At 58.6% G+C, this 25160-nt stretch carries 20 protein-coding genes and 1 pseudogene; 10 read left to right on the forward strand and 11 right to left on the reverse strand.

The genetic code is table 11. The features are described 5' to 3' along the window. Positions 1–124 precede the first annotated feature (124 nt). Genes JO965_RS39785 through JO965_RS39795 form a run of 3 tightly spaced genes read left to right on the forward strand, consistent with a single transcriptional unit; the run spans position 125 to position 5926 of the window. Positions 125–3610, forward strand: a complete 3486-nt coding sequence (locus JO965_RS39785) for a serine/threonine-protein kinase (RefSeq protein ID WP_203447259.1) — start codon at positions 125–127, stop codon at positions 3608–3610. Then, complete coding sequence (locus tag JO965_RS39790) at positions 3607–5124, forward strand: hypothetical protein (RefSeq protein WP_203447260.1); 1518 nt, start codon at positions 3607–3609, stop codon at positions 5122–5124. The genes JO965_RS39785 and JO965_RS39790 overlap by 4 nt, the downstream gene beginning before the upstream one ends. Further along, positions 5117–5926: a PP2C family serine/threonine-protein phosphatase gene (locus tag JO965_RS39795; RefSeq protein WP_203447261.1), complete on the forward strand. Its 810-nt coding sequence runs from the start codon at positions 5117–5119 to the stop codon at positions 5924–5926. The genes JO965_RS39790 and JO965_RS39795 overlap by 8 nt, the downstream gene beginning before the upstream one ends. Before the next feature lie 73 nt (positions 5927–5999). Here the strand turns inward: JO965_RS39795 and JO965_RS39800 are convergent, their stop codons facing one another. Beyond that, entirely contained in the window at positions 6000–6488 is a 489-nt protein-coding gene (locus tag JO965_RS39800) for a hypothetical protein (RefSeq protein ID WP_203447262.1), read from the reverse strand. 1080 nt (positions 6489–7568) lie between these two features. Here JO965_RS39800 and JO965_RS39805 point away from each other — a divergent pair. Together JO965_RS39805 and JO965_RS39810 are read left to right on the forward strand one after the other, a co-directional pair. After that, the gene (locus JO965_RS39805; protein WP_203447263.1) at positions 7569–9278 is read left to right on the forward strand and encodes an IS1182 family transposase; all 1710 of its coding nucleotides are present in this window, start codon (positions 7569–7571) and stop codon (positions 9276–9278) included. A 103-nt stretch (positions 9279–9381) separates the two neighbouring features. Further along, entirely contained in the window at positions 9382–9540 is a 159-nt protein-coding gene (locus tag JO965_RS39810) for a hypothetical protein (protein WP_203447264.1), read from the forward strand. 31 nt (positions 9541–9571) lie between these two features. Here JO965_RS39810 and JO965_RS39815 read toward each other — a convergent pair whose 3' ends face one another. The 9 genes from JO965_RS39815 to JO965_RS39855 all read right to left on the reverse strand — a co-directional run bounded on the left by JO965_RS39815 (position 9572) and on the right by JO965_RS39855 (position 17687). After that, positions 9572–10150, reverse strand: coding sequence for a peroxidase-related enzyme (locus tag JO965_RS39815; protein ID WP_203447265.1), 579 nt, complete (start codon positions 10148–10150; stop codon positions 9572–9574). Then, positions 10147–10641, reverse strand: coding sequence for a CMD domain-containing protein (locus tag JO965_RS39820; RefSeq protein ID WP_203447266.1), 495 nt, complete (start codon positions 10639–10641; stop codon positions 10147–10149). Before JO965_RS39820 ends, JO965_RS39815 begins: the two co-directional genes overlap by 4 nt. A 95-nt stretch (positions 10642–10736) precedes the next feature. Next, a complete protein-coding gene (locus JO965_RS39825) occupies positions 10737–11669 on the reverse strand; it encodes an ABC transporter ATP-binding protein (RefSeq protein ID WP_246777243.1) in 933 nt (310 codons plus the stop codon). Next, a complete protein-coding gene (locus JO965_RS39830; protein WP_203447267.1) occupies positions 11662–12675 on the reverse strand; it encodes an ABC transporter ATP-binding protein in 1014 nt (337 codons plus the stop codon). The genes JO965_RS39825 and JO965_RS39830 overlap by 8 nt, the downstream gene beginning before the upstream one ends. After that, the gene (locus JO965_RS39835) at positions 12672–13529 is read right to left on the reverse strand and encodes an ABC transporter permease (RefSeq protein ID WP_203447268.1); all 858 of its coding nucleotides are present in this window, start codon (positions 13527–13529) and stop codon (positions 12672–12674) included. Before JO965_RS39835 ends, JO965_RS39830 begins: the two co-directional genes overlap by 4 nt. A 10-nt stretch (positions 13530–13539) precedes the next feature. Beyond that, entirely contained in the window at positions 13540–14457 is a 918-nt protein-coding gene (locus tag JO965_RS39840) for an ABC transporter permease (protein WP_203447269.1), read from the reverse strand. A 276-nt stretch (positions 14458–14733) separates the two neighbouring features. Then, positions 14734–16242: an ABC transporter substrate-binding protein gene (locus tag JO965_RS39845; RefSeq protein ID WP_203447270.1), complete on the reverse strand. Its 1509-nt coding sequence runs from the start codon at positions 16240–16242 to the stop codon at positions 14734–14736. Between the two features lie 59 nt (positions 16243–16301). Next, positions 16302–17147 carry an alpha/beta fold hydrolase gene (locus JO965_RS39850; protein ID WP_203447271.1) on the reverse strand — a complete coding sequence of 282 codons (846 nt, stop codon included), beginning with the start codon at positions 17145–17147 and terminating at the stop codon, positions 16302–16304. Between the two features lie 204 nt (positions 17148–17351). Further along, a complete protein-coding gene (locus JO965_RS39855) occupies positions 17352–17687 on the reverse strand; it encodes a hypothetical protein (protein WP_203447272.1) in 336 nt (111 codons plus the stop codon). Here JO965_RS39855 and JO965_RS48620 point away from each other — a divergent pair. Continuing rightward, positions 17625–17813 (forward strand): annotated as a pseudogene (locus tag JO965_RS48620) (IS110 family transposase); the annotation flags it as partial. The gene JO965_RS39855 and the pseudogene JO965_RS48620 overlap by 63 nt on opposite strands. Positions 17814–18078: 265 nt before the next feature. On the opposite strand, the gene JO965_RS39860 reads toward JO965_RS48620, so the two are convergent. Continuing rightward, entirely contained in the window at positions 18079–18753 is a 675-nt protein-coding gene (locus tag JO965_RS39860; protein WP_203447273.1) for a GntR family transcriptional regulator, read from the reverse strand. A gap of 91 nt (positions 18754–18844) precedes the next feature. On the opposite strand from JO965_RS39860, the gene JO965_RS39865 reads away from it, so the two are divergent. From JO965_RS39865 to JO965_RS39880, 4 genes are all read left to right on the forward strand, one after another. Further along, on the forward strand, positions 18845–20920 hold the full coding sequence (locus tag JO965_RS39865) for a hydantoinase/oxoprolinase family protein (protein ID WP_203447274.1): 2076 nt from the start codon (positions 18845–18847) through the stop codon (positions 20918–20920). Next, on the forward strand, positions 20917–22581 hold the full coding sequence (locus tag JO965_RS39870; RefSeq protein WP_246777244.1) for a hydantoinase B/oxoprolinase family protein: 1665 nt from the start codon (positions 20917–20919) through the stop codon (positions 22579–22581). Before JO965_RS39865 ends, JO965_RS39870 begins: the two co-directional genes overlap by 4 nt. 2 nt (positions 22582–22583) lie before the next feature. Continuing rightward, complete coding sequence (locus JO965_RS39875) at positions 22584–23528, forward strand: NAD/NADP octopine/nopaline dehydrogenase family protein (RefSeq protein WP_203447275.1); 945 nt, start codon at positions 22584–22586, stop codon at positions 23526–23528. A gap of 76 nt (positions 23529–23604) precedes the next feature. Further along, on the forward strand, positions 23605–24960 hold the full coding sequence (locus JO965_RS39880; protein ID WP_203447220.1) for an IS1380 family transposase: 1356 nt from the start codon (positions 23605–23607) through the stop codon (positions 24958–24960). The last annotated feature ends 200 nt before the right edge of the window (positions 24961–25160 follow it).

Raw genomic sequence — 25160 nt, forward strand, 5'->3', positions numbered from 1 at the left:
TTAGACTCAGATGTCTACTAGAGAGCGAAGGCCTGCAGTAATGGGCAGCGACATTTGATTGATGCGCACGTCATCGCGAGCCTTCCTGCTGCGGTGCTGCCACGCGAAAAGGGGCACACGACGAATGACCTCATCCAATATTTCAAGCGCTGATGCTATCTCCCAAGCTCCAAAGGTCCTTGGCAGTCGTTTCATGGTGCTTGACGAGATCCGGTCTGGCGGCATGGGCACGGTGCAGAAGGCAGTTGACCTGCAGACAGGCCAATTCGCCGCTCTCAAGCGTATGAAAACCTCAGGTGACCAACAGCGCCTGAAAACATCCTTTCAGCGCGAGGTTGAGGCCCTCCGCAGTCTCGAGCACCCCAACATCATTAAACTCTTGGCTGTGGATCAAGATGACAAGGGCCGCTGGTTCCTCGCCATGGAATGGATCGACCGCAATCTTGAGGCCTTCGTCCTTGAGCATGGGCCGATGTCTTGGAATCGGTTTCTCAATGACTTTGGACGCCCGCTCCTGGGCGCAATCGAGCATGCACAAAGGACGCGCAATTTAGTTCACCGCGACCTAAACCCCCGAAACATCTTGGTGACAGATAAGTGCGTTCCGAAGATTACGGACTACGGAATTTCTAAGGTTCTCGACGATCGTGACGCTTGGATGCCGGCTGCCGGGAAAACCTTCATAGATGCCCGCACCCCGGGGTTTTCCCCCAAAGAAGCCGACGACCGCGTGCACTCTCGGAGTCGGGACTGTTTCTCTCTGGCTGCAGTGGCAGTCTTCTGCCTCGTCGGCCGCAAGCTTGAGGGGGACGAAGACCTAGCTATTGCGCTCCAGGAAGCCCCTTTCCCTGAGGTCGTGCGACCCCTGATCGAGGCCTCCCTATCAGATGATCCCAAGCGGCGCCCTTTCGATGCTGGAATAATGCGAGTAGAGCTGGACCGGGCTGAGGAAGCGCGCTCTCGGGCCGGCGCAACTGCTATTCCTTGCTATTTCGATTTGTCCCATAGCACGGAGAGTTATCTGCGCGACTTGTTGAACCTTAGAGAACGTGACGCAGTTGAACGCTTCATCCTCGATGAACTCGTGGAGACTCACGCCTTGGCGCTCCAGCGTCGACCTGACGGCACTACGAACTCTGACCGGATTGAAATCATTGGCGTCACATGGCGTTTCCGGGCACTACTCGGTGGGCGCAGTGGCGGACGCCTCGAAATCATCAATGCGTACGAGATCGAGGCTGCCCGCGCCGGAAAGATCCGCGAGGAGTCCTATCGCGTACCACTCGCATTCTCTTTCGGCCGCGCTGCCGACGAAACGACAGCGGCAGAGACCCTTCAGGAATTACTCAGCCAGGTTAAACACCACGAAAAGAAAAGGGATGAGGCACGCCGTGCCCTGAGCAGTGAGCGTATATTCAGGGCATGGAAGGGGTACCTACGCGACCGACTTCACCTTGAGACCAATCGGGCGAATGCGGTCCACTTCACGAACCGACGCATCGAGGGAAGCAAGGTCGTCTTCACGGCCGACCTTGCACCATCCAGTGACGTTATTGGACAGGATAGATTTGTGCGAGTTGGGGGGCGCCATGTTTTTGGGCGGGTGGCTCAAGTTCTCCTCGATCAAGTGACCTTGGAGGTCACAAACGGCGATCCTGAGCTCCTGCCTCGGAGGGGAGAACTCCTGCTGAATACTGTTGCTGCAGAGCGATCCCTTGGATATCAGAGTTCAGCCCTCGACGCGATTATTTACGACCGGATTGTCAACCCTCGCCTTCGGGCGATTTTACTCGATCCTGCCTGTGCGCGGCTTCCGGAGCTCGTCGACCCGGAGCAGGTGAAAGGCTCCCGACTAACTGGCGAGAAACTTGCAGTTCTACGGCGGGCTCTCGGAACAACCGAATTTCTGGCCATCGAAGGTCCGCCAGGGACGAGCAAAACCGACCTCATCTCGGAGATCGCGGTCCGATGGCTCGCGTCCAATTCGGGGCAGCGGATTCTGCTCTCCTCTCAAACCCATACAGCCCTAGACGAGGCGATCGATCGTATCTCGAAACTCAAGGCCGACGGTGCCGCGGCCGTCGTTCGGATCGGCCGGTCTGACGATCCTCGGATTGGGGAGGTCTCCAAGCCGCTGATGCTGGAACAGAAGGTTGAGGCGTGGGCGGACCAAGTCCGAAGGGCCGCCGAGGAGAACATGGCGATCTGGGCTGAGCAGCGTGGTGTGGATCGCGCGCTCGTGGCTCTTGGAATGAAGGTTGAGCGTCTTGTGCTGGTTCTTCGCCAGCTAGCCGATATCGAGAGCCGCATCTCTGAGGAAGAGGCCGAGGTCGATAAAGCCGAGCAGCGGCTAGAACAGGGCGCTGCCACGCCCGATGAGGGCGTGGAACTAGATGAGGCAACGATCGAGATCAGTGATGAGTTGGCCCTCTTAAAGGCTACTCGCAAGCGGCTCCGCCGGCAGGAGAAAGCAGTCAGAGCCGATCTCGCCTCCAGCCCTGACTTGGGACCGGACCTCGCACGCATGAGCGACGTGTCTGAACTCGAGGAGTGGCAAGCAGTGTATCTGAATGGCGATGACACGGTGCGTCAATGTCAGCAGCGCCTCTCCCTACTTGAGAACTGGTTCCTGCGTGTTGGCCGTACCGGAGATTTCAACGCCGCAGTGCTAAACGGCGCGAAGATCATTGCCGGAACGTGCGTTGGCATCGCTGGCGTTAAGGGCATTGAGGAAGTCGAATACGATCTCTGCATCGTCGACGAGGCCTCAAAGGCAACCGCAACCGAGATCCTGATCCCTATGTCCCGGAGCCAGCGCTGGATCATTGTCGGGGACCCAAAGCAGCTTCCTCCTTTCTATGAAGAGTTTGGCGAGCAGCTGCTGGCAGAGTACGACGAAAAAGATGAGATTCGTCCCACGATCCTAGACCGTATGGTGGACCCGAAATCCGGTTTGCCGAAGGACTGCCGTGCCGAGCTGAAAATCCAGCACCGTATGGTTACACCGATCGGTAATCTGGTCAGCGACTGCTTTTATGATGGTACTCTGCAGAGCCCGGTCGCCTCACATGGACTAAAGCTCCATCCGGACATACCAGCCGCAGTCACTTGGTTCACGACGTCACGTAAGCGCCAACGCGAACGTAAAGAGAACCCAGTTGGCAGGACCTTCGACAACGCCCTAGAAGTGGAGTGGACCAAGCGCGTGCTTGATCGTCTGCAGATGGCGGTGGCCCGTCAGGGGAAAGACGTAACCGTTGCTATCATCTCCGGGTACACCGCTCAGGTAAAGCGATTGGTCAAGATGACAGACCGGAATGCGTCGGACTGGCCGCTCCTGAAAATTGCCTGCAACAGCGTTGATGCTTTCCAGGGCAAACAAGCGGATGTGTGCATTTATTCAGTAACCCGGTCAAATACAAAGCACCGGATAGGCTTCTTGAAGGAAAAGCCTCGCCTCAACGTGGCCCTTTCTCGTGCGCGGTCAGCCCTGATCTTGATAGGAGATCATCACTTTTGCCGAACCGCCAAAGGCGAGAATCCGTTCAAGCAAGTCATTGACTGGGTAGAGGCACACCCCGATTCTTGTCACATTGGACCATTGCTATGATGACCCCGGCGCAAGCGGCCCGACTGTTTGATGTACGCGACGGCTTCGACCTCGTCGATTTCGCGGAGGTTGGCCTGCCTGTCTTTCGACTCACAGTCGAAGCCGTAACGCTCGCCAAGCAGGAGATGCCCACTACCCACGAGTTCGTGCTGCGGGCGATCATAATTGGTGAGACACAGGCGCATGGTATCGCTCACCTGCTTGGCCTCACCGACGAAGTCGTGCTCGACGCCTTGAACCTCCTTGCCTATGACGGCTGCGTCGCCGTCGTACAGCCTGTCGGCGATGAGAACGGTGATGCCTCATGCGATCAATATGAGGTAACAGATCTTGGTCTTGAACGTCTGCTCCAGGGCGAGCGAACCCCTCAGGACGAGATCCTTGTGTTCGATTATGACGGGACCCGCCGTCGCCCCATCAAACTTGGAGCGGAAAGTGTCCGCCGCCCGAAAGAGCTTTCAGAGAGGGGTGCAATTCAGATCCGGCCATACCCCGCTGATCCGCCTGATGCCTCCCAGCTTCCATTAAACGAAATCGGTCGTGCGGTGCGACGGCTCTCGGGCAAGGAGTTTTCTCGTGGAGTCTTGGCCGTCCGACGAATCGTCCGTCGTGACAATCTGTTCCGGCCCGCAATAGGGCTCGTTTTCCGGAACCGCGCCACGGAGGAAGTGCAGATCGGCTTCGTGCTTGGGGACCAGCTTGCTGAGGATTATGAGATCGAGTTCTCTCGCCACGGTGGCGCAAAGAAGCCTGGCCTCGTTCGCTCTTCCGCCCACGCAGACGCTATGACCGCGCTGCACCACCTCATTGGTCCGGATCTGTGCGCAAAGCTTGCAGACCCAGAAGAGGTGAGCCGACGCCGACTTGAGGTTGCATTAGCCTCGCGCGAGCGATCTCAGCTTGGTGCCAAACTTGAACGCCTTCGCCAACGTCCGAAGCTGCGAGATGCCGAGCGAGAGGATATGTCAGTGCTGGACGAGCGGTTGCGAGCTGCGCGCGAACGCCTCGATGAGTTCGACATTCGTCCCCTCGCCCCTTACGAGCAATGGGACCTGTTCAACGAGGCATTGAATGCTGCCAGAAGACGGCTTCTTATCACCTCGACAGATGTCGATCCCGACGTAACGCATGGCCTTGTCTTGCGCGGACTCAATGAACGCTTGGACGAGGGTGTTGAGGTTCGCATCGAGACATCGGTCGCTCTCAGCACCAATCCCAAGGGAAAACCCGGATCGTTCGAGCCCGGTGTAGAGCTCTGGCTGACTGCCCAGCAGAAACTCCGCCTGAACTTGGCGCAACGGGCCCCTGAAGATCTCTTTTTCCTAATTAAAGACGATAGCTTGGCCGTTGTCTCAAACCGCCCGTTTCTGAGCGGCCGCGAGCGTCCTTTGAGCTTTATTCCCACCGTGGGTATTGTGACGAGACATCCTGAAGTTGTTGCTGAGATCGCCCGCCTAGCAGGGCTCGACCACGCTGATCCGCTCCATCGCAGAGGGGCACACAGCCGTGACTAGTTTCAGGCATCGGCTTACGGTCTCGGCCGCCACACACCGTGGACACATTCGACCCACTAACGAGGATGCCATTGCGGTAGGGCACTGGTTCGGGTTTGGTAATGCTGCCGAGCATGCTGCCGAATACTTCGTGAGCCAACGTGGGATCCTCCTCGCGGTCGCCGACGGCCTCGGTGGTCACCGTGCAGGAGAGATCGCAAGTCGCTTCCTGGTAGAGCAACTCGTCCGAGGCGTCGATCGTCTGCCGACCGGGGACAGCGATGCCATCGTCGACCTTCTTAAGCACATCGATTTCGACCTCAGAGGACAGATGGTTGAAGACACATCCCTGCGCGGAATGGGGAGTACGCTTGCTGCGGCGATCATCACTGAGGGGACACTGACAATTATCAACGTCGGCGATAGCCGGGCTTACCTATATGATGACGCAGATGGATTCCGGCAGGTCAGTGTTGAAGATGTTCCGCGAGCGGCTGTAGCTATAGGGCTGGAGAGAGTCGCTTCCGTCGGCTCCCACCATCATACAGGCCGCCGGGCCACGCACGCGATCACGCAGGCATTTGGCGGATCCATCCATCGAACACGTTCTCTTTACCCTCACATCGTACCGGTTCCGGTGCTGCCCGACGGATGGACATTGCTCTTGTGCTCGGATGGTCTGACCGACATGGTTGGTGATCAGGTTCTCTGCGCGGCTCTGCACTCTAGTGAACTCAAAGCTGACGCCTTGGTCGCCAAAGCCTTGGGTGCTGGTGGCGAGGACAACGTGTCAGTGATTCTCGCCCGTCTTGAGCAAGGCTGAGAAGCGAGCGAGAGGGCAATGAGAAGAGAGCACATCGGGAGCTTTCTTATAGGTTTGGGTTTTCAGCATTGAGCTACTGGAACATCGCGGGGATTTTCCTCGCGAAATCCTGCATCTCCCGCACGCGCTCTTTGAGGTGCCGTTCCCGATCAGCAGGCTTAATGCCGACACGGTCGCCGATGAGTTCGTAGATCGGACGGTAATTCGTAGGCTCTGCCGCCATGGCCTGGGCGATCATCTCCGCCCTGAAGATGTCCTTGATGGCGGCCTTCATCATCTGGTCGCGATCAACGGGTTGCCCGGGAGCGGCGGCCGTCTTAGCGTACCGTTTCGCGAGCGCGGAGCCGGTCTGTCCTCGGAGCGCACGGTGCAAGCCACTCTCCAGGGCGTCCGGGTCAGCCTCCAGGCGCGCCGCTGCGTCCATGGCGTACGCAGCGAGGAAGCAGGTTTGGCGGACGTGCTCGGCCAGGGGCGGGTGGCTCCCGTTCTTGTCGACCATTGCGTCCTCGGAATCAGTGACGCCCAGGACCTCGTCGAGCTCCATGAAGAGCGTGTCCTCCATCGTCTCGATGCCGGCGGAATGCGGGCGGGCGCGGGTTTGATCGAGATGAAGGTCGAAGACACGAGCGGCGGGATCAGTGCTTTACGCCACATGCAAAACGCCACCCCCCAAAGATTTGTGACACTCTAGCTTACCTGACGTCGAATTCGAGCATTCGCTTGTAGCATTCAACAACTCTTGCGCTGACTCCAGTTTAGCTCGATCGCGTGAGGCTTGGCACGATGTTACAGAGGTGCGCCAAGTCGTCCGGCGCTCTGAGCGCGTCTTCAACCCGCAGGTGCTAATTCGACGGGCAAGATGCTATTAGCTCAGACGTCACACTGCCTGTTCGCACAACAAAGAGCTGAAAATCTTGGGCCGACCAACTGGCTAATACCTGATCGATCGGTCCGGCCTCTCATCCGAGAACCAGAAGAGCGGTTCCCCGCATGATCCGCATGGAGATGCTGGGATTGGCGAAAGCCCGTTCAAGATCCTCTTTGCTCTGGGACATCGATGCCTCAGGAATCATTCCGCCCCGCCACGCACAAGCGCCAGAAGTCCAAGAAACTCCTCGTTCGGCATGTCACTCTTCCAGCTGTTCACGAAACGGCAGACAACCTGAAGATTGCCCTCCGCGTAATGCCCATTGCTGTCAATTCGATCTAGAGACGCGAGAAGATGGGTGCTCTCATGCTCCCCTCGGAACTGGAGCGGGACGTTCGTGAGGGCGCAACGCCGATTGTCACTGGGCATTTTGGCGTGAGACAGGCGATCTAATAATTTCAGTGACTTAGCTTGTACTCTGAGACGAAAGGTTGGACATTTAACCTGAGATTCTCGTTGGCCTTGAGCATTTAACCTGAGACTCCGGCGCACAAACGTTCTCTGGATTTGGAGCCGAGTGAGCCTGGCGGGGCCACAGTCAATCAGAGCGTTGGATCGTGCATCAATGCTAAGCAGTGCATCGCGTTAGCCGGGATGGAGCAGGGTAGGGGAATTCCCGAAGCCGTCTTACATTGGCAGTTGATACTGTTGGCGAATGAAGGAGACCCAGCGTTGGGGAAGGCGTTAATGGTCAGCCATTTTGGAGCTGGTCCCATGTCCCTTCGCCCGCAATCCTTGAGATTATCCATTCCAGCTAAAACGGTCCGCATTGCCCGGGCCGCTTTCCCCAAGGGCAGTCCCTATCTCACGCTGCGGGACGAACTCGGCACCGTGTTCTGCGACAGTGACTTTGCTGATCTCTACCCAGCCGGTGGCCAGCCAGCTTACCCGCCCTGGAGGCTGGCGCTTGTCACGCTCATGCAGTTTCGCGAGGGCCTGAGCGACCGCCAAGCCGCCGACGCGGTGCGAGCCCGGATTGACTGGAAGTATCTCCTTGGCCTCGCGCTCGACGACCCCGGCTTCGACCACAGCGTGCTCTGTGAGTTCCGGGATCGGCTCCTCGGCGGCAGCCTCGAGGCTCGCTTGCTGGAGCGCCTCCTCGAGGCCTCGCAGGCCCACGGGTTGCTCCGGGCCCGAGGGCGGCAACGGACCGACTCGACCCACGTGCTGGCGGCCGTGCGCGCGCTCAACCGGCTTGAACTCGTGGCCGAGACCCTGCGGGCCGCCCTCAACGCCGTTGCAACGGCGGATCCAAACTGGCTGCGGGCGTTCGCCCCACCAGAGTGGTATGAGCGCTACGGTCGCCGTGTCGAGAATGCGCGTCTGCCGCGGGCTGAGGCGCAGCGGGAGATACTCCAACGGCAGATCGGTGAAGACGGCTTTCGCCTGCTGCAGGCGTTGAAGCATGCTGACGCGCCGGCGGGGCTCGGGAGGCTGCACGCCATCCAGATCTTGCGGACCGTGTGGGCGCAGCAGTTCGAGCGCTCACCAGGATCCACTGGCGCGCCGCCCGATCCGGACCAGGGCCGTTCACCGCCCAAGTCCGACAATCGGCAGCCGAGACGGACTGAACGACGTAACCGCGGCAGTGAGGATCACCTCGTCTCCCCATACGATGCGGATGCCCGTTTCCGGGCCAGGAACGGGCGAGATTGGATCGGTTATATGCTCCATCTGATCGAGACCTGTGATCAGGACCATCCCCACCTGATCATTCATGCCGATTCCACGCCGGCCAATGTTCACGACGTCATGCGCCTTGGACCCATTCACGGGGCGCTTGAAGCCAAGGGGCTGCTGCCGGGCGAACATCTGGTCGATACAGGCTATATGAGTGCGGCCCACCTCGCTCGCTCCCGCCAACAGCACGGGATTGATCTCGTTGGGCCAAGCCGGAAGGACGTGAGTTGGCAACACCGCACCGAAGGCGCCTTCGAAATCAAGGATTTTGTGGTGGATTGGGACAATCGCCGTGTGCGGTGCCCGAATGGCAAGGAGAGCCTGTCTTGGGGCGAATATGGGGACGCTGCTCGCGGCCGCTATGTGAAGGTTCGCTTCCGCGCCGCCGATTGCCTCACCTGCGCGTCCCGTGCACGTTGCACCCGAGTTGCAGGATCAGCGCAGGGCCGGCAGCTTCTGCTCCACACCAGAGATGCACACGAAGCCTTGGTCGCAGCGCGGGTGCACCAGCAAACTGAGGCCGGGCAGCGCCTGTATGCTTTGCGGCAGGGGATCGAAGGCACCTTCTCCCAGGGCGTCCGCGCGTTCGGATTGCGCCGGGCGCGCTACCGCGGCTTGGCGAAGACACGCCTGCAGCATGTGGCCACCGCAGCCGCACTGAACATCGAGCGCATCACGGCCTGGCTCGATGGGCAAGCGCTGGCGCCGACCCGAACCTCACGCTTTGCAGCCCTGGCCGGCTGATTGGTTCGCCAACAGTATCGGCAGTTAACTTGAGATTCCAAAGCCTCAGAGTCTCACGCCAAGATGCCTACGGCTGCTCCAAAATCGGGAATCTCACGCCAACATGCTCAGCGACACCTGGGCCAAGATGAAAGAACGCCTGAAGGCCAAAGCCGCGCGCAGCCTCGAAGCCCTGGAGGCAGAACTCAAGCCAGCCCTCGACACCATCACCGCAAAGGACGCGCGAGGCTGGATCAGGCATGCCGGCTATGCTCTACACTGAGCCGAACTTCGCTTTACGATGCCTTGACGAGCTATTTGCTATTGACTGGCCCAGAATGGCCAAGTGTATGCATCAGCCGGTTGGCCCAGCCGAAAATGGCAGCGGAATGAATAAGATCAACAATCTCCGACTTTGACATACCGCAGTTGAGCAAAGCCCTCACTTGATCAGGTGTTACGATCGAAGGGGTTTGAGAAAGCGTCTTGCAGAAATCAACGATCGCTTGGCTGCGGGTATCGAACGGACCATCAAGGCTTTTGAGGTAAATACCTTCAACAACGTCAGCGCGGCCCGAAAGCTCGACATAGCGTCTTGCGTGAACAGACGCACAATAGACACATCTGTTCACCGCCGACGCCACCAGCGCTCCTAGTTCTCTCTCTGCCCGATTAAGTCCACCTTCTACATACATTATTGCGTTGAACAGTTTCGTTCGGGCCACATAGGACTCTGGATCGTGCGCGAGGGTACGAACGTAGGGCGAGACTTTGGTGTTCGATGGAGTGACTTGCATTGCGGCAAGCTGCTCTTCGTTCGCGGATTGTAAATCCAAAGGTTGAATGTAGGGATGCCACGAGAGCGCCTTTACTTTGAAACTGGCGTTATTCATGTGACGGCCTCCAGCGCCCTTAGACCCACAATGACTCTTGCTTCAAAGTTCACAAAGGCAATCAGCTCAGAGATGGCGACGATCTGTGAATTGCTCAGCCCAGCCTCCTCCAACCGCTGGATATCCGAGCGTGTGCTGTCGCGTGGCTTTGTGGTTACGAGGTCCGCATGGCGAACCAACGCTGCGGTAAAAAAGTTCCCACCCGTTGGCAGATCGCTCCCTGAGGCGATTATTCGCAACATCTCATCACCGTCGCTGCTCTCTCGTTGAGCGTCATAGGACTTGGCTAAATCCTCAAGGCCGATCAGGCGTGCCATCCGGGCGGCCAAGGCTGCACGCATTGCGTGGCTTATTCCGAAATCTGAATTGGGCGTCAGCACGGCTCTGCGACAAAGCTCAGCTCCCTCCACGAATTCTGGGCGCTCACGCCTGATGCCATGGAGTTCAGAACCGGGGTTTAGCCGCGACAGTATGTCTATGCGGTCGACCATGTCACTCCTTCCAGTGCAGCTTGCACCTACCTTTTACAGTCCTCTGGTGCTCGGACAGCATGATCTGGCGCGGCCGAGCATTCCTCGCTAGTTCCTCAACCTCGCATTACCAGATGCCCGTCTCCCACCGGCTCGAGGACTGCATCGTCCGGCGGCAAGTTTGCGCTGACGTCGAATGTTAGTGGACGGCGGGTGCTTTCAATATCTGGATCAGGAATGGGGATGGAGGACAGCAGTGCCCGGGTGTAGGGATGCTGCGGATCCTCGAAGATTGCCTCGCACGGACCCATCTCTACGATCCGCCCTCGCAACATCACCGCGACACGATGGCAGAGAAAACGAACCATTGAAAGATCGTGCGCGATGAAGAGATAAGTAAGGCCAAGCTCGTCCTGTAGATCCTGAAACAGATTGACGATCTGTGCCTGGATCGACACGTCGAGAGCCGTAATTGGCTCGTCGGCAACAATAAACGCGGGATTGAGAGCGATTGCGCGGGCGATGCTCACACGTTGACGCTGCCCGCCTGAAAACTCATGTGGGTAGCGTTTCATGAAGGCGGGATCGAGCCCTACTTTCCTGAAGAGTGCAGCGACCCTATCCAGCCTTTCCGGTCCACCTGTGCAAACACCATGCACATCCAGTGGCTCGCCAACGAAGTCGCCTACCGTCATCCGCGGATTGAGGGAGGAATAGGGGTCCTGGAAAATGATCTGCATGTCGCGGCGGTATGGCCGTAGCATCCGCTTCGACAGCCCGGTGATGTTCTTGGATCTGAAAATGATGTCACCGCTGGTTGGCGCTTCCAACTGAAGCAGCACGCGTCCGGTGGTAGACTTCCCTGAACCTGATTCGCCGACGAGGCCCAACGTCTCACCTGCAGCGATATCGAAGCTGATATTGTTGACTGCCTTCAGCAGAGCTGATGGTGCGCCAAACAGACGGCGTTCTCCGCCATAGATCTTGGAGAGGTTATTAACCTCGACAATTGGCTCGGGCCTCTCGGGAGCAGGTGCTTTCTCAACCACGGACATCCTCCAGAGAAGCGAGTTCTTGTCGTAGATCATACCAAGCCGCCACCTTGTGACCGGGAACGCTCCCAGGTGCGTCGACGAGCGGCGGTGTTTCTATCCTGCAGCGATCTGTAGCGAACGGGTTGCGCGGCGCGAAGGGATCGCCCACTGGCTCCCGAGTCATATCGGGCGGATTACCTGGTATTTGGTACAGGCGCTTCATGCCCCGCCGGCTGCCATGGGGGAGGGACCTGAGCAGCCCCCAGGTATAGGCACTCCGGGGATCTTTGAAGACGGCTCGGACCGGTCCCCGCTCCATGATCCGCCCGCCATACATAACCTGCACCGTGTCAGCCAGGCCAGCCACTACACCCATGTCGTGAGTAATCCAGATTACCGTTGTGCCGATCTTCTTCTTGAGGTCGCGCACGAGATCAAGAATCTGGGCCTGAACGGTTACATCCAGTGCTGTCGTGGCTTCGTCCGCGATCAGGAGCTTGGGATTGCACGAGATGCCAATGGCAATCATGACCCGCTGCCGCATGCCGCCTGAGAACTCGTGGGGATATTGGCCCGCCCTGCGGCCAGGATCCGGGATCCCAACCATGTCGAGAAGCTCAATGACACGCTGCCGCGCCTTACTTGCAGATAATCCGAAATGCCGACGTAGCGGCTCGGCGATCTGACGCTCCACGGTTAGGACTGGGTTCAGCGATGTCATGGGATCCTGGAAGATGAATCCAATCTCCCTTCCTCTAAGATCGAAGAGCTCGCGTTGGGAGAGCGCCAGCAGGTTTCGGCCGTTAAACAAGACCTCGCCCCGGACAATCCGCCCGGGAGGCATCGAGATGAGGCCGACCATCGAGAGTGCGTGAACACTCTTGCCTGAGCCAGACTCACCCACAATCCCGAGTGTCTCACCACCGTGCAATGTGTATGAGACGTCATTGACAGCGTGTACAGTGACAGCCGACGTGTTGAACTCGACAGTTAGGTTGCGGACCTCGAGGAGCGGCTTCATCGTGACACTCTCAGCTTTGGATCGAAATAGTCACGTAGCCAATCACCAAGAAGGTTCACGCTCAGGACCGTGAGCAAGATGGCGATTCCAGGAAACGTAACGATCCACCAGGCAGTAGAAATGTAGACGCGCCCATCCGAGAGCATGCGCCCCCAACTCGGATTGGGCGGCTGAACGCCAAGACCGAGGAACGACAGAGCCGCATCCATGATGATGACGCGCGCGAGCTCGAGCGTCGCGACGACGAGGGCTGGAGTTAGGACATTCGGCAGTAGATGCCTCAGCATGATACGCCAAGTGCCAGCACCGATCGCTTGCGCAGATAGGATGAACTCGCGCTCACGTAGAGCAAGAACCTGACCGCGAATTATTCGCGCATAACGCAGCCAGCTCGTCAGTGCCAAGACAATAATGAGGTTGCGAGTGGACGGTCCGAGGGCCGCAACGATCAGCAAAGCCAGCAGCATCAACGGCAAGGCTAGCTGAATGTCGACGATTCGCATCAGCACCCGGTCGACAATGCCGCGATAGTAGCCAGCAACAATGCCGAGTAGCACTCCGACGACGCCGCCAAGGAGAACGGCAGAACACGCGATCAGCAGTGTCACTCGGCTGCCATAGATGATGCGTGAGAGAATATCCCGGCCAAGCTCATCAGTGCCGAGCGGGTGTGGCCCAGGCGAGAAAGGCCCGGTCCATGTCGGCTCCACCATACGTGCGAGGATGTTGGATCGTGTGGGAGATGGGAGATTGAAGAGAGGGGCGAGTAAGGCAGCCAGCACAAAAGCGACTACTAACGCAAACCCGAACAATCCGGCACGGCTCTGTGTGAGAGCAGAAAAAAACGATTTCATGGATCTGCTCCTAGTGCCTGCGAATGCGTGGGTCGAGTACGCCGTAAAGCAGATCGACCAGCAAATTGACCACGACGAAGATCACGGCGACAAGCGCCACGCCAGCTTGGATGACGGGGAAATCCTGAGCCTGAATTGCCTGCATGATCACCCGGCCCACTCCTGGCCATGCAAAGACGGTCTCTATGACTACGGATCCCCCGAGAAGCTCACCGGCAATGATTCCGATCATAGTCACAACTGGGATGAGTGCATTGCGAGCAATGTGCCAGAGGAAGACAGTCTTCGGGAGAAGTCCTTTTGCACGCGCAGTGCGTACATAATCCTCTCGCATGATATCGAGAAGTGACGAGCGAAGCAGGCGCGCGATTGAGGCGGACACGAAGACGGAAAGGGTTACGCCTGGCAAGATCAGATACGCGAGGCTTCCATACCCGCCAGTCGGCAGCCAGCCTAGCTCAACTGCGAAGAGTAGGATCAGCATAATGCCTAACCAGAACACCGGAGTGGCCTGGCCAAGGAGGGCTGCAGTCATCACAATGAACTCCGCCACCGTTCCACGACGCAGTGCCGCAATTGCCCCTGCAGCAGCCCCGATAAGTGTTCCGAATACCAGAGCCGTTCCCGCCAGTAGCCCTGTCGCCGGCATCCGCTCCAGCACCACGTCGAGAGCAGGCCTCGTATGCTGGAACGAGATTCCGAAATCGCCCCGAAACATCGCGAGCATGGAGATCACATACTGCTCTAAAATGGGCCGATCGAGGCCGAGAGCAGCGCGCAGTCGCTCCAGGTCCTGCTCGACGGCTCCGATTGGCAGGAGGAGAACAGCTGGATCTCCAAGTACGCGACTGACGAAAAAGACAATTGTCACCACGCCCCAAATTGCCAGAGCAGCCTCGAAGAGTTTTGATAGGAGATAGCGCGTCATGGTTGCGCGTCCCTCGACAGGCGATAGCGGGTCATATGCAGTTCAAGGAGCAATAGGTCCTCAGCGAGCGCTCTCTCAAGCTTGGCCAGACCATTCACAGTCTTTTCCTGGATCAAGTCTCATACTCCTATGCGCCCGCTATCTTGCCGCGGGTGTCCACTTGATCGGCTTCATCTCACTTCGACCAGAGTCACGCGCGATGAGATGAGGATGTCCGCTCAGAGGCGCTTCCCGCGACAGGTTAGATCGATTTCGTCTCTTCAGACGAAAGCTGCCTCAGTTCTTCGGCTTCATATCGTAGGCGCGAACCCAATCATCACCTCGCGCATTCCAGGTGATGCGCTTGGAAATTCCATACGTTGCTGGTTGCGCAAACAGAAACAGTGCGCCGGCCTGATCACACATCATCTTGGTTGCTTCAGCATAGATCCGGGTGCGCTCTTTATGATCAGTCGAGGCACGACCCTTGTCGAGAAGGGCGCCGAACTCCTTATTATTCCAGTAGTCGTAGATATTGCCCGGGGCAAACATGGTCAGCATTCCGTCTGCGTCGATGGTCGGCCAAGCCAGCCCCTGGATTGCGACCTGTGCCAAATCGCGCGCCTTGAGCTGTTTGTTCATGAAGGCACCGAACTCAATCTCAGTGATCTTCACGTTCAAGCCAATTTCTTGCAGCTGAGAAGCGATAACCTGGGTGAGTTCTTCACCTTGCAAGTAAGTGCCGACAGGGACTTCAATCTCAATTGGCTGGCTGAGGTTGACGCCGGACTCTTTCAACAGCTTCTGTGCCTTTTCGGGATCATATGGATATGGCTTCAGATCTGGATTGTACCCGAAATATCCTGGCGTCAGGAGCTGGCAATTTGCGGCTGTTGTCTTGCCGTCATAGATGGCCTTAGCAATTCCCTCTTTGTCGACGGCATAATTGATCGCCTGCCGGAGCTTAAGGTTGTTGATTGGAGCCTTCTGATGGTTGAACTTGCCAAGCAACATTCGGATTGAGGCGATTGCATCAGCCTGTGCCAATCCCCGTTCATTGATGCGCTTGATCTCAGTCGTCGGCAGCCCTGTGATCAGATCTACTTCACCGGCTTCGAGGGCAGCCGTGCGCGCAGCGGATTCTGGAATCGTGCTGAAGATAATTTTTTCGAACTCTGGGGCAGGTCCCCAGTAGTCTGGGTTGGCGACCAAGGTGATCCGATCGCCTGGGATGTTCTCCTGCACCTTATAGGGTCCGCCCGACATGGTCTCGCTAGCTGGCTTGTGGGTCTGGGCCCATTTCGGGGGTAGCAGGAAGAACATCGAGAGCTGGTCGGCGAAGGCCGGATAGGGCGACGACGTTTTCACCTCCAGAGTCGTATCGTCGATGAGGTTAACCTCGGAAACAAGTTCAAACCAAGCAGCGATGCGTGCGCCAACTGCCTTAGCGCGAACGCGGTCTAGGTTCCACTTCACCGCAGCTGCATCAAGCTTTTCGCCATTAGCAAAATGTGCGCCAGGTTTTAGTTTGAACCGCCATGTGTTCGGATCCGTCATTTCCCAGCTCTCAGCAAGCGCAGGCTGAAGTTTTAGATCTGGACCGCGAAGGATCAGCGCCGGATAAATATGGCTCAGCACGCTGAGATCCGAGCCGACAGAGGCTGTCATGTGTGGATCAAGCGTATTGACTGCCACCCTGAGCGCAATTGTAACGGTGTCTTGCTCTTGGGCAAAGCTTGGAGTGCCAACGGCAAGAGCCATGGCAGTCGCACCCAGCAAAAGTGTGTTGCGAAGTTTCACGATCATTTTGTTTCCCTCTCTTGTTTTGACTGAGCCCTTATAGGCTTCCCGCTGCACTGGGTTTCTTACGCTGGCTTAGTGCGTGCAAGAAACTCCCGGACAGCCGCGACGACCACTTCATTCGCTTCGATATGAACAGCATGGTTTGCGCCCGGCACCTCCAGAAGCTCAGCGTGAGGGATTCTTTCCGCGATAAGGCGCGAGTGGTTCGGTGGGCAAATCCAATCCTTCGCACCGCAGATCACTAAGGTAGGGACATTGATGTTCTTCAGCTGATCCCGCACGTCGTATACGCGCTCAGCAAAAAGTGCATTGTGCGTCTCGGCATGCATGTGCATGGTCCGAGTACGCTCCAACGCAACATCGGGGTCAAAATTCTCGTAATAGAGAGGCTGGAGTGCAAGCCAGATGAGGCGGAGCTCGGTGTCATCTTTCACCTTGTCCGAGAACAGCTTTTCCAGCATACCGATCGAGGCGCTCGGCGCCTTGTGCAAGCGCTCCTTGAACGTCACGAAGGCATCATCTTCATTATGATGGCTTGCGGCAGTGCCACGCAGGATTAGGCGGGACAGCCCTTCGGGATACTTGACGGCATAGGTCAGCGCGATCATGCCACCGAAGGACCCGCCGAGGAGAGTGATCTTTCTCCCGCCGCACAGATTGACCCGGAAGGCCTCGACATCGTCAGCGAACTGCTCGAAGGTATAGGGAGGCGTCAGGCTGGTCTCGCCACAGCCGCGCTGGTCATAGGCCAATAGACGGTATCTATCGGAGAGGCTCCTGTAGGCTCGGAATTCTCCATGCCGGTCGCCAATGCCTCGTCCTCCATGAAGGGCGACGATCACTTCGGCATTGGACGGGCCAACGTCGTCATAGACGAAAGTCGCATCATTCAACGTCACCGTTGGCATATCTGTCCCTTAGGTTGGAAGCCTTCGAAGCCCAAGAACCTCATGGCTCCAAATTAACATCATGAAATGGCGCCAATTTCAAACGAAAATTTCTGTTCTCAACCTCGTTACTAAGCTTAAGCAGCGGACCGGAAATTACGCTCTTGGGCTTCTGAGCGGGATAGAGCTGTGAATCGCTCCTTCGGGCGGGAGGCGGATCATGGCTCACTGCTTTTTCTCAATCGCAGGGTGCCGGTCGTAGACTGTGTCGGGGCGGGCCACTCCTGCCGGGCGGCGACCCGGCACACTGGTGGCAGCGATCGTTTCGCCATTAAGCTCATGCGGCGAAAGCGGCACTCCGGCTCCCCGACGCCGGCCCGTTAGCGGCGCCCGGCGTACAGGAGCGCGGCGCAAATCCCCAGTAGCGGGCAAGGCATGAAGCTGCCCGTTGAACCGCACCTCCCGCGTCGCCGCATGGTGATGCTCGACCAGCGCCTTCGAGTGGGAGATGCGATGGTACGCACCGCGCTCTAGGAGGCCATCAACGTGATACTCAGCCATGCCACGCGGTTCTCGGTTCTCAAGCGCTAGGCCATGGAAGGGGCGCTGGCGCGCAAATCGGCCACCGTTCTGCATCGCATCTGGGTGGATGGCACGACCTTCCGCTGGGCAAGGAAGCCGCGATAGCGGCCTGATCTGAGAAACGAGTTCAGAGCGGGAGCGCTCCCGTCCTGCTGAGGTCCCGTCGCCGGGACGAAGGAGCCGGAAAGCCGCAACAGCTTTTGTGGCAGGGCTTTCCCACTACATGTACCGAGATTGGTCACAAGATCCTCTCTGATGGCACGATGTGGCGGCCGAGTACCGACCAAGGACAGAAGCATGAGCGGGGGGTCGTGACGATCACTCAGGGGATTGACACTCAACAGCCCATTACAGAAGGCCAGCTTAAAGGCTATGCAGAAGTGCCCTGGTTCATGCCAACGTGCCGCTCCGTGATAGCTCTCATCCGGTCAGCATCCTTGGTACGCAAGGCCTCAATCATCTCAAAGTGATCCCGTGCGGCTTGCTCAAGCTTAGCAGGAGTGTTGTTGGCACGCTGGACTGCAAGGGGCACACGTGTCCGCAGGTCCCAGATGATCTCCACCATCACTGGGTTGTGACAGGCTTTCAGCAACTCCCGGTGGAAGTCATGATTGGCGCTGTCTTGCTCGACCACTGTTCCAGTTCTTACCGTATCCGCGAAGACGCTCGCCAGATAAGAGAGCCGCGCAAGCGACTCGCTCGTAACATTCGCTACCAATTCGTCGACGATCGACATTTCGACAAGGGCTCTGGCTCGGAAAATGTTCTTCACGTAAGCCTGATCTACCGGTGGAACGTAGTAACCTCGATTGGGAATTCTTTGGACGATCTTGCGTGAGTGCAATTGGTCTAAAGCGTGGCGGAGCGTGAGGCGCGTGCAACCGTAACGCTCTTCAAGGTCGATCTGCTTGAGCCACATCCCGGGCGCCAAGGCACCGCTGTAAATATCGGCCTCAATCATCTCCGCAAGCGAACCGCCCGCTCGGGCACCGCCTCTCGCGACTCCTACATCCTGCAAGTGAAGCACTCCTTGAATGGGGAACATATCTCCCCTAACACATAATAAGCGCCATTGACATCCTCGCATTTTGGCGCCAATTTAAGAAACTATCGGATTTTTAGATGACGAGGCTTCCTTGCTCAATAAGATTGGATCCCGCTTCCGCGTGGGTGTCGACTCCGGTGGCACCTTTACTGATATTTGCATCTTCGACGAGGAGAAGTCGGAGGTCTTCGTCTGGAAGGTGTCCAGCACTCCCGCCGATCCATCAGAAGGTATCGTGAACGGCATCACTCAGGGGCTCCGGGCCATGCCTGAGCCGGGCCATCCTGACAAAGTGGCCTATTTCGGCCACGGCACGACCGTTGGCACCAATGCACTGATCCAGGGGCGCGGCGCCGAATGCGGCCTCATCACAACCGACGGCTTTCGCGACGTACTGGAAATTGGACGGCAGAAGCGCCCGGAGCTTTACTCTCTTCAAAGCGTCAAGCCTCCGATCCTGGCGACGCGTGACAGGCGTCTTGAGGTGCGCGAACGCGTACTCTTTGACGGTACTGTTGCCACGCCGCTGCATGAGGACGATGTTCGGACGGCGGTGCGAAAGCTGAAAGAGCAAGGCGTGACGGCAATTGCTATCTGTACGCTCTTCTCGTTCGTGGAACCGCACCATGAGAAGCGGATCCGTGACATCGTTCTGGAGGAAATTCCGGGCGCATTCCTCAGTGTCTCGCATGAGATTGCTCCCGAATTCCGCGAGTACGAGCGCATGTCGACGACGGTGGTCAATGCCTATCTCGGCCCGATTATGCGTCAGTATCTCGACCGCTTGTCGCCAAGGCTCGAGGAAGCGGGCATCTCCGCAGAGCCTCGTCTCACGCAAAGCAATGGCGGCGTGATCTCGTGCGAAACGGCGCGAAACCAACCCGTACGGACAGTGCTGTCAGGACCTGCCGCCGGTGTCACAGCGGCCTTGGAAGTGGGCCGTACGACGGGGATTGATAATCTTATCACATTCGACATGGGCGGAACGTCGAGCGACGTCTCGCTGATCGACCGCGGCCGCCCTCAGATGGCGAACGACATCGAGGTTCATGGTTACCCCCTGAAGGTGCCCATGCTCGACATTCACACCGTTGGCGCCGGCGGCGGTTCGATCGCGTCTGTGGACAACGGTCTCCTCAAGGTCGGCCCCCGCAGTGCTGGAGCTGCTCCCGGGCCGGTCTGCTACGGGCTCGGCAATGAGGAGCCGACCGTTACGGATGCGAACGTGGTGCTCGGCGTGCTGAATCAGACGCATCTGCTCAATGGCCGCATGCCGATCGATGCGGAAGCGTCCCGCCGAGCGATCAAGCGGCTTGCGGATCAACTGGGCATCGAGCCGATTGAGGCGGCACAGGGCATCATCCGCGTCGTGACGGCGAACATGGCCAAGGCCATTCGGGTCATTTCCGTCGAGCGCGGCTACGATCCCCGAGACTACACGATGCTTGCCTTCGGCGGCGCGGGCCCGATTCATGCATGCCGTCTGGCCAAGGAGCTTGAGATCCCAAAGGTGCTCATTCCGAAGCATCCGGGTATTATGTGCGCGATCGGTCTGCTGCAGGCCGATCTGCGAACCAACATTTCGCTGACGCGTATGACGCCACTGTCCCTGGAGGCTCTATCAACGATCGAAGCCGGCTTCTCGCAGCTCCGTGAGCGTGCGGATGCCTGGTTCAATCTCGAGGCGATTCCGCGGGAAGCGAGAACGCTGCGGCTTGCAATCGACATGCGGTATGGCGGCCAAGCCTATGAACTCACGGTCGAATGGCCGGAGGGACTGCACGGAAAGAAGCTCATCGACTCCCTCAGAAGCAATTTCGAAGACGCTCACAAGCAGCTCTATGGCTATATCGCCGCCGAAGAGCCGGTTCAGGTGACGACGCTTCGGGTCGAGGCCATTGGACATGTTCCGAAGGCTGATCCCAAGCGCAGCGGGCCGGCAGCCGGCAAGGCGGAGGATGCCATTGTGGGAACGAGAAGCGTCTACCTGCCAGAGCTTGGACGTTTCACGGATTGTCCGCTCTACCAGCGAGAGCATCTCGGCCCTGACCACACGATTTCCGGACCCGCCATCATTGAGCAGATGGACTCAACAACCCTTCTCCTTCCGGGCCAGAAGGCAAGCGTCGACCATTACCTGAATCTCCTGATCGAGTGGCAATCATGAACCAGATCCCGAACTTTCGCGACATGTCGGGCACTTCCATCGACCCAGTCACCGTTGAGGTGATCGGCAGCGCTCTCTCGACGATTGTCGAGGAGATGGGCAAAGCCATTGTCAGGGCCGCCTACTCCACGAACATCAAGGAGCGGCAAGATTGCTCCACGGTGATCTTCGATGCCGACGGGCGGACAATTGCCCAGGCGGAGCGCATTCCCATTCACTTGGGATCGCTCCTCGGCATCGCCGACTACGTACTCAAGCATGTCGATCTTGCGACCGTCGAGCCGGGCGATGTGTTCATCGGCAACGATGCCCATACGGGCGGTGGGACGCACCTCAACGACATCGTCTTTCTGGAACCGGTTTTCTTTGAAGGCGAGCTAGTGGCGTGGGTTACCAACCTCGCGCATCATTCGGATTTCGTGGATCGCGGCCACGCACATATCTTCCAGGAAGGCCTGCGCATCCCGCCGATCCGGCTCTACCGAAAAGGCGTGCTGCAGCAGGATGTCATGGATCTGGTCCTGCTCAACTGCCAAGTCCCGCGCGAACGCATCAACGACTTCAGAGCTCAGATGGCTGCCAACCGACTTGGTGTTCAACGCTATCAGGCCCTGTGCGCGAAGTACGGCAAGGATGTCGTGAAGGCCGCCGCGGCGGAAGTGCTGAACTATGCCGACCGCAAGACCCGAGCAGGAATCGCCAGGATTCCCGACGGGATCTACGAGCATAGCTGCCGTTTCGACAGCAATCTTGTTGATGAGGTGATGGAGCTGAAGGTCAAGATCAAGGTGCGCGGGGATGAGATATTCTTCGACCTGTCCGGCAACCCGGATCAGGTACGCGCCCCGATCAACATGGTCTATACGGCAACGCTGGCAACGGTCTACTTCGCCGTCAAGACACTCGTAGACCCGGACATCCCGGCTAACTCCGGCTTCCATCGTCCCATTCATGTTTCGGCACCGGAAGGATCATTGTTTAACGCCGTGGCACCGGCAGCAGTCTATAGCCGAACCGATCCGGCCCAGCGCCTTGTAGACTTGATTTTTGCGGCTCTATCCAAGGCCATCCCGGACGAGGTCTGTGCTGCCTGCACGGGAGGCGGATTGATGACCTTCAGTGGAATTCACCCCCGCACGAACCGCTTCTACGTCTATAACGAGATGTGTGGCGGCAGCATGGGGGCTCGTGCAGACAAGGATGGCCTTGATGGCGTACAGGTGCATACCACCAATACGGCCAATATCCCGATCGAAGCTCTCGAGTTCGAGCATCCAATCATGGTTGAACGCTATGAGCTGGTGCGAGATTCAGGCGGTCCCGGCCAGTGGAGAGGTGGCATGACCATCCGACGCCAAGTGAAAGCGCTCGATCACACGGCGACAGTTTCTGCCGGCGGGACGAACGCCATTGTTCCGCCCTGGGGCTTGTTCGGTGGGCTTGATGGAACGACCACCAATGTCGAACTAGGGGACGGCGTCGCTCCTCTGAAGAAGCGGGTCGGACGTGTCGGTCCCGGTCAGACGCTCGCCATGGTCGCATCATCGGGAGGCGGATACGGCGACCCGAAGAAGCGGGATCGCGCGCTTGTTCTGAAGGATTTGCGCGAGGACCGTATCTCCGAAAAGGCGGCCCGTGAGATTTATGGTCTCGAGCTATGAGGGTGGGTATCGTCGGATGCGGCGGTGTTGCCCTGGGCTATGCCGCCTTTCTCCTGAAGGGCGGCCACCAGGCTATTGTCTGGTCGCCATCCGGCGCGAGCGCTCGCTCCCTTGTTGACCAGGACCTCACAGTATCCGGAACCTTGGAGGGCAGCTTCCGCATTCGCGTGGCCCAATCTCCCGAAGAGTTGGTTTCGGACGCGGAAGTCGTCATTATTGCCGTCCCCGGCTATGGGCATCGCTCCGTCATGGATGCGGTCATCCCGTTCGCGCGGGGTGGACAGTCCTTCATTGTCAGCGCTCAATTGTCCTTGAGCGGCGTCTACCTGCAACGCCACCTCACTGCCCGGGGGATCCAGGCGGATGTCCTGGCCTGGGCGACAACAGTCCTGATGGGCCGGCGCACGGGATCATCAAGCGTCGCGATCGGGGGTATCCGGAGTATGCTGGAGATTGCAGCCCTCCCCGCAGAGGCCGGCGAAAGATGCCTCAATCTGTGCCGTGTGCTGTTTGGCGACAGATTTAGGCTTGTCCCGGATATTTTTGCCATTGCCCTCGGCAATCTCAATCCCCCGATCCATCTCGCGAGCGCGCTATGCAATTTCACGCGGATCGAGAAGGGCGAGTATTGGGCAAACTACGACGGCATCACGCCATCTGTCGCACGGCTCATCGAGGCGCTTGATCAAGAGCGGCTGGAACTGGCTAAAGCCTACCGAGTGAAAGTTCGCACTGTCCAGGAACACTACTGCCTGAGCTTCGGCTTCGATGAGGGGTGCTCGATCGCCGAGATGGCAGCGATGGTTCATACGAAGCGTCAGGGCCCGCCGGGCCCAACGTCCCTGAGCACGCGATTCGTTACTGAAGATGTTCCTTTCGGGATCGTGCCTCTCGTTGAGCTAGCCCATCTTATGCACGAGACGACTGGGAAGGGCTGGCGGATGTAGCTTAAGCAGTTGAAGCAGCGTAGGATTTGGTTGCTGACACCGATCCTGTACTCCCTTCAAGGCTGCCACACCCGCCATGACGGACGATACAACCGCGACGTTCCTGTTTCCAGCCGTTGGCCGCAAGAAGATCACCGCCGCTTTCGATGGTGGGCGCCTGTCATCAGACGGTGGCGTCCTGCTCCTGGCGCAGGCCGAGCGCCGGCTTGGGATCGCCGAGCGGCTGGCGCGCGTCATCCCGGATCGGCGTGATCCGGAGCGGATCAAGCATGCGATCCCGGACATGATCCGCGCCCGCATCTTTGCCATCGCGTGCGGTTATGAGGACTGCAACGACTTTGGCCCGCTGCGCTCCGATCCGGCGTTCAAGCTCGCCTGCGGGCGCTTGCCCGAGACGGGTGCGGATCTCGCCTCGCAGCCAACCCTTTCCCGCCTGGAGAATACACCGACGATCCGCGACGCGATCCGCCTGACCTATGCTCTGATCGATCAATGGATGGCCAGCTATGCCACACCGCCTCATGGCGTGGTGCTGGACATCGACGACACCTGTGACGTGGTGCACGGGCATCAGCAACTGTCGCTGTTCAATGCCCATTACGACGAACGCTGCTTTCTGCCCATCCATGTCTACGACACGCAGACGGGCCGGCCTGTTGCGGTTGTGCTGCGCCCCGGCAAGACGCCCTCCGGCCGTGAGGTGCAGGCTTACCTGCGACGCCTCGTGCGGCGCATCCGCACGCGCTGGCCGACCACGCAGATCACGATCCGCGGCGACAGTCACTATGCCCGTCCCGAAGTCATGGACTTCTGCGAGGCGAATGGCCTCAGCTACATCTTCGGGCTGACCGGCACCCGGCCGCTCACGGCCAAAGTTCAGGATATGGCCGATGCGGTGCGCACCCAACGGGCGCTGGAGGACTGCGAGGTCGTTCGCGGTTTTGCCGAGACGAAACACCGGGCTGGAAGTTGGTCGTGCGAGCGTCGCGCGGTCGCTCGCATCGAGGCCACCCGCCTGGGGCTCGACATCCGCTTTGTCGTCACCAACCTGATCGGAACAAGCCCGCAGATTCTCTACGAGAGCCTGTACTGTGCCCGAGGCCAAGCGGAGAACTGGATCAAATTCCACAAGACCCAACTGGCCTCCGACCGGACTTCCTGTCGGCGAGTGGTGGCCAACCAGGTCCGGCTGGTGCTGCACACGGCAGCCTACTGGCTGATGCTGTCGGTGCGGGATGCCATCCCAACTCTGCGCGATCTCGCCCGGGCCGAGTTCGCGACGCTGCGCCTTCGCCTGCTCAAGATCGCCGTGCGGGTGCAGGAAAGCGCCAGTCGCATCCGGCTGGCCTATGCCTCGTGCTGTCCGGAAGCGGATCTCTTCCGCCGTCTTGCGGGGGCTCTCGCATCCAGGCCACGGACGGCCTCGCCATGAGCGAGGGGGCAGCCATCGCCCTCATCAACCCGTCGTCCCCGCCAACGCGTTCCCCACGTTCCAGACCTCGCGGCGGTGAAAGAAACGCAGCGGATCGGCACGCCCGGGCTGCAAATCAAATCATCCCAACCAACTCTGGTGAATACGATGGGCTAGGGGCTCGGCAAGGTATTCCGATGCCGCTTCATCAGGCGGGGGTA

The organism is Microvirga sp. VF16, from assembly GCF_016864375.1.
GTDB lineage: Bacteria > Pseudomonadota > Alphaproteobacteria > Rhizobiales > Beijerinckiaceae > Microvirga.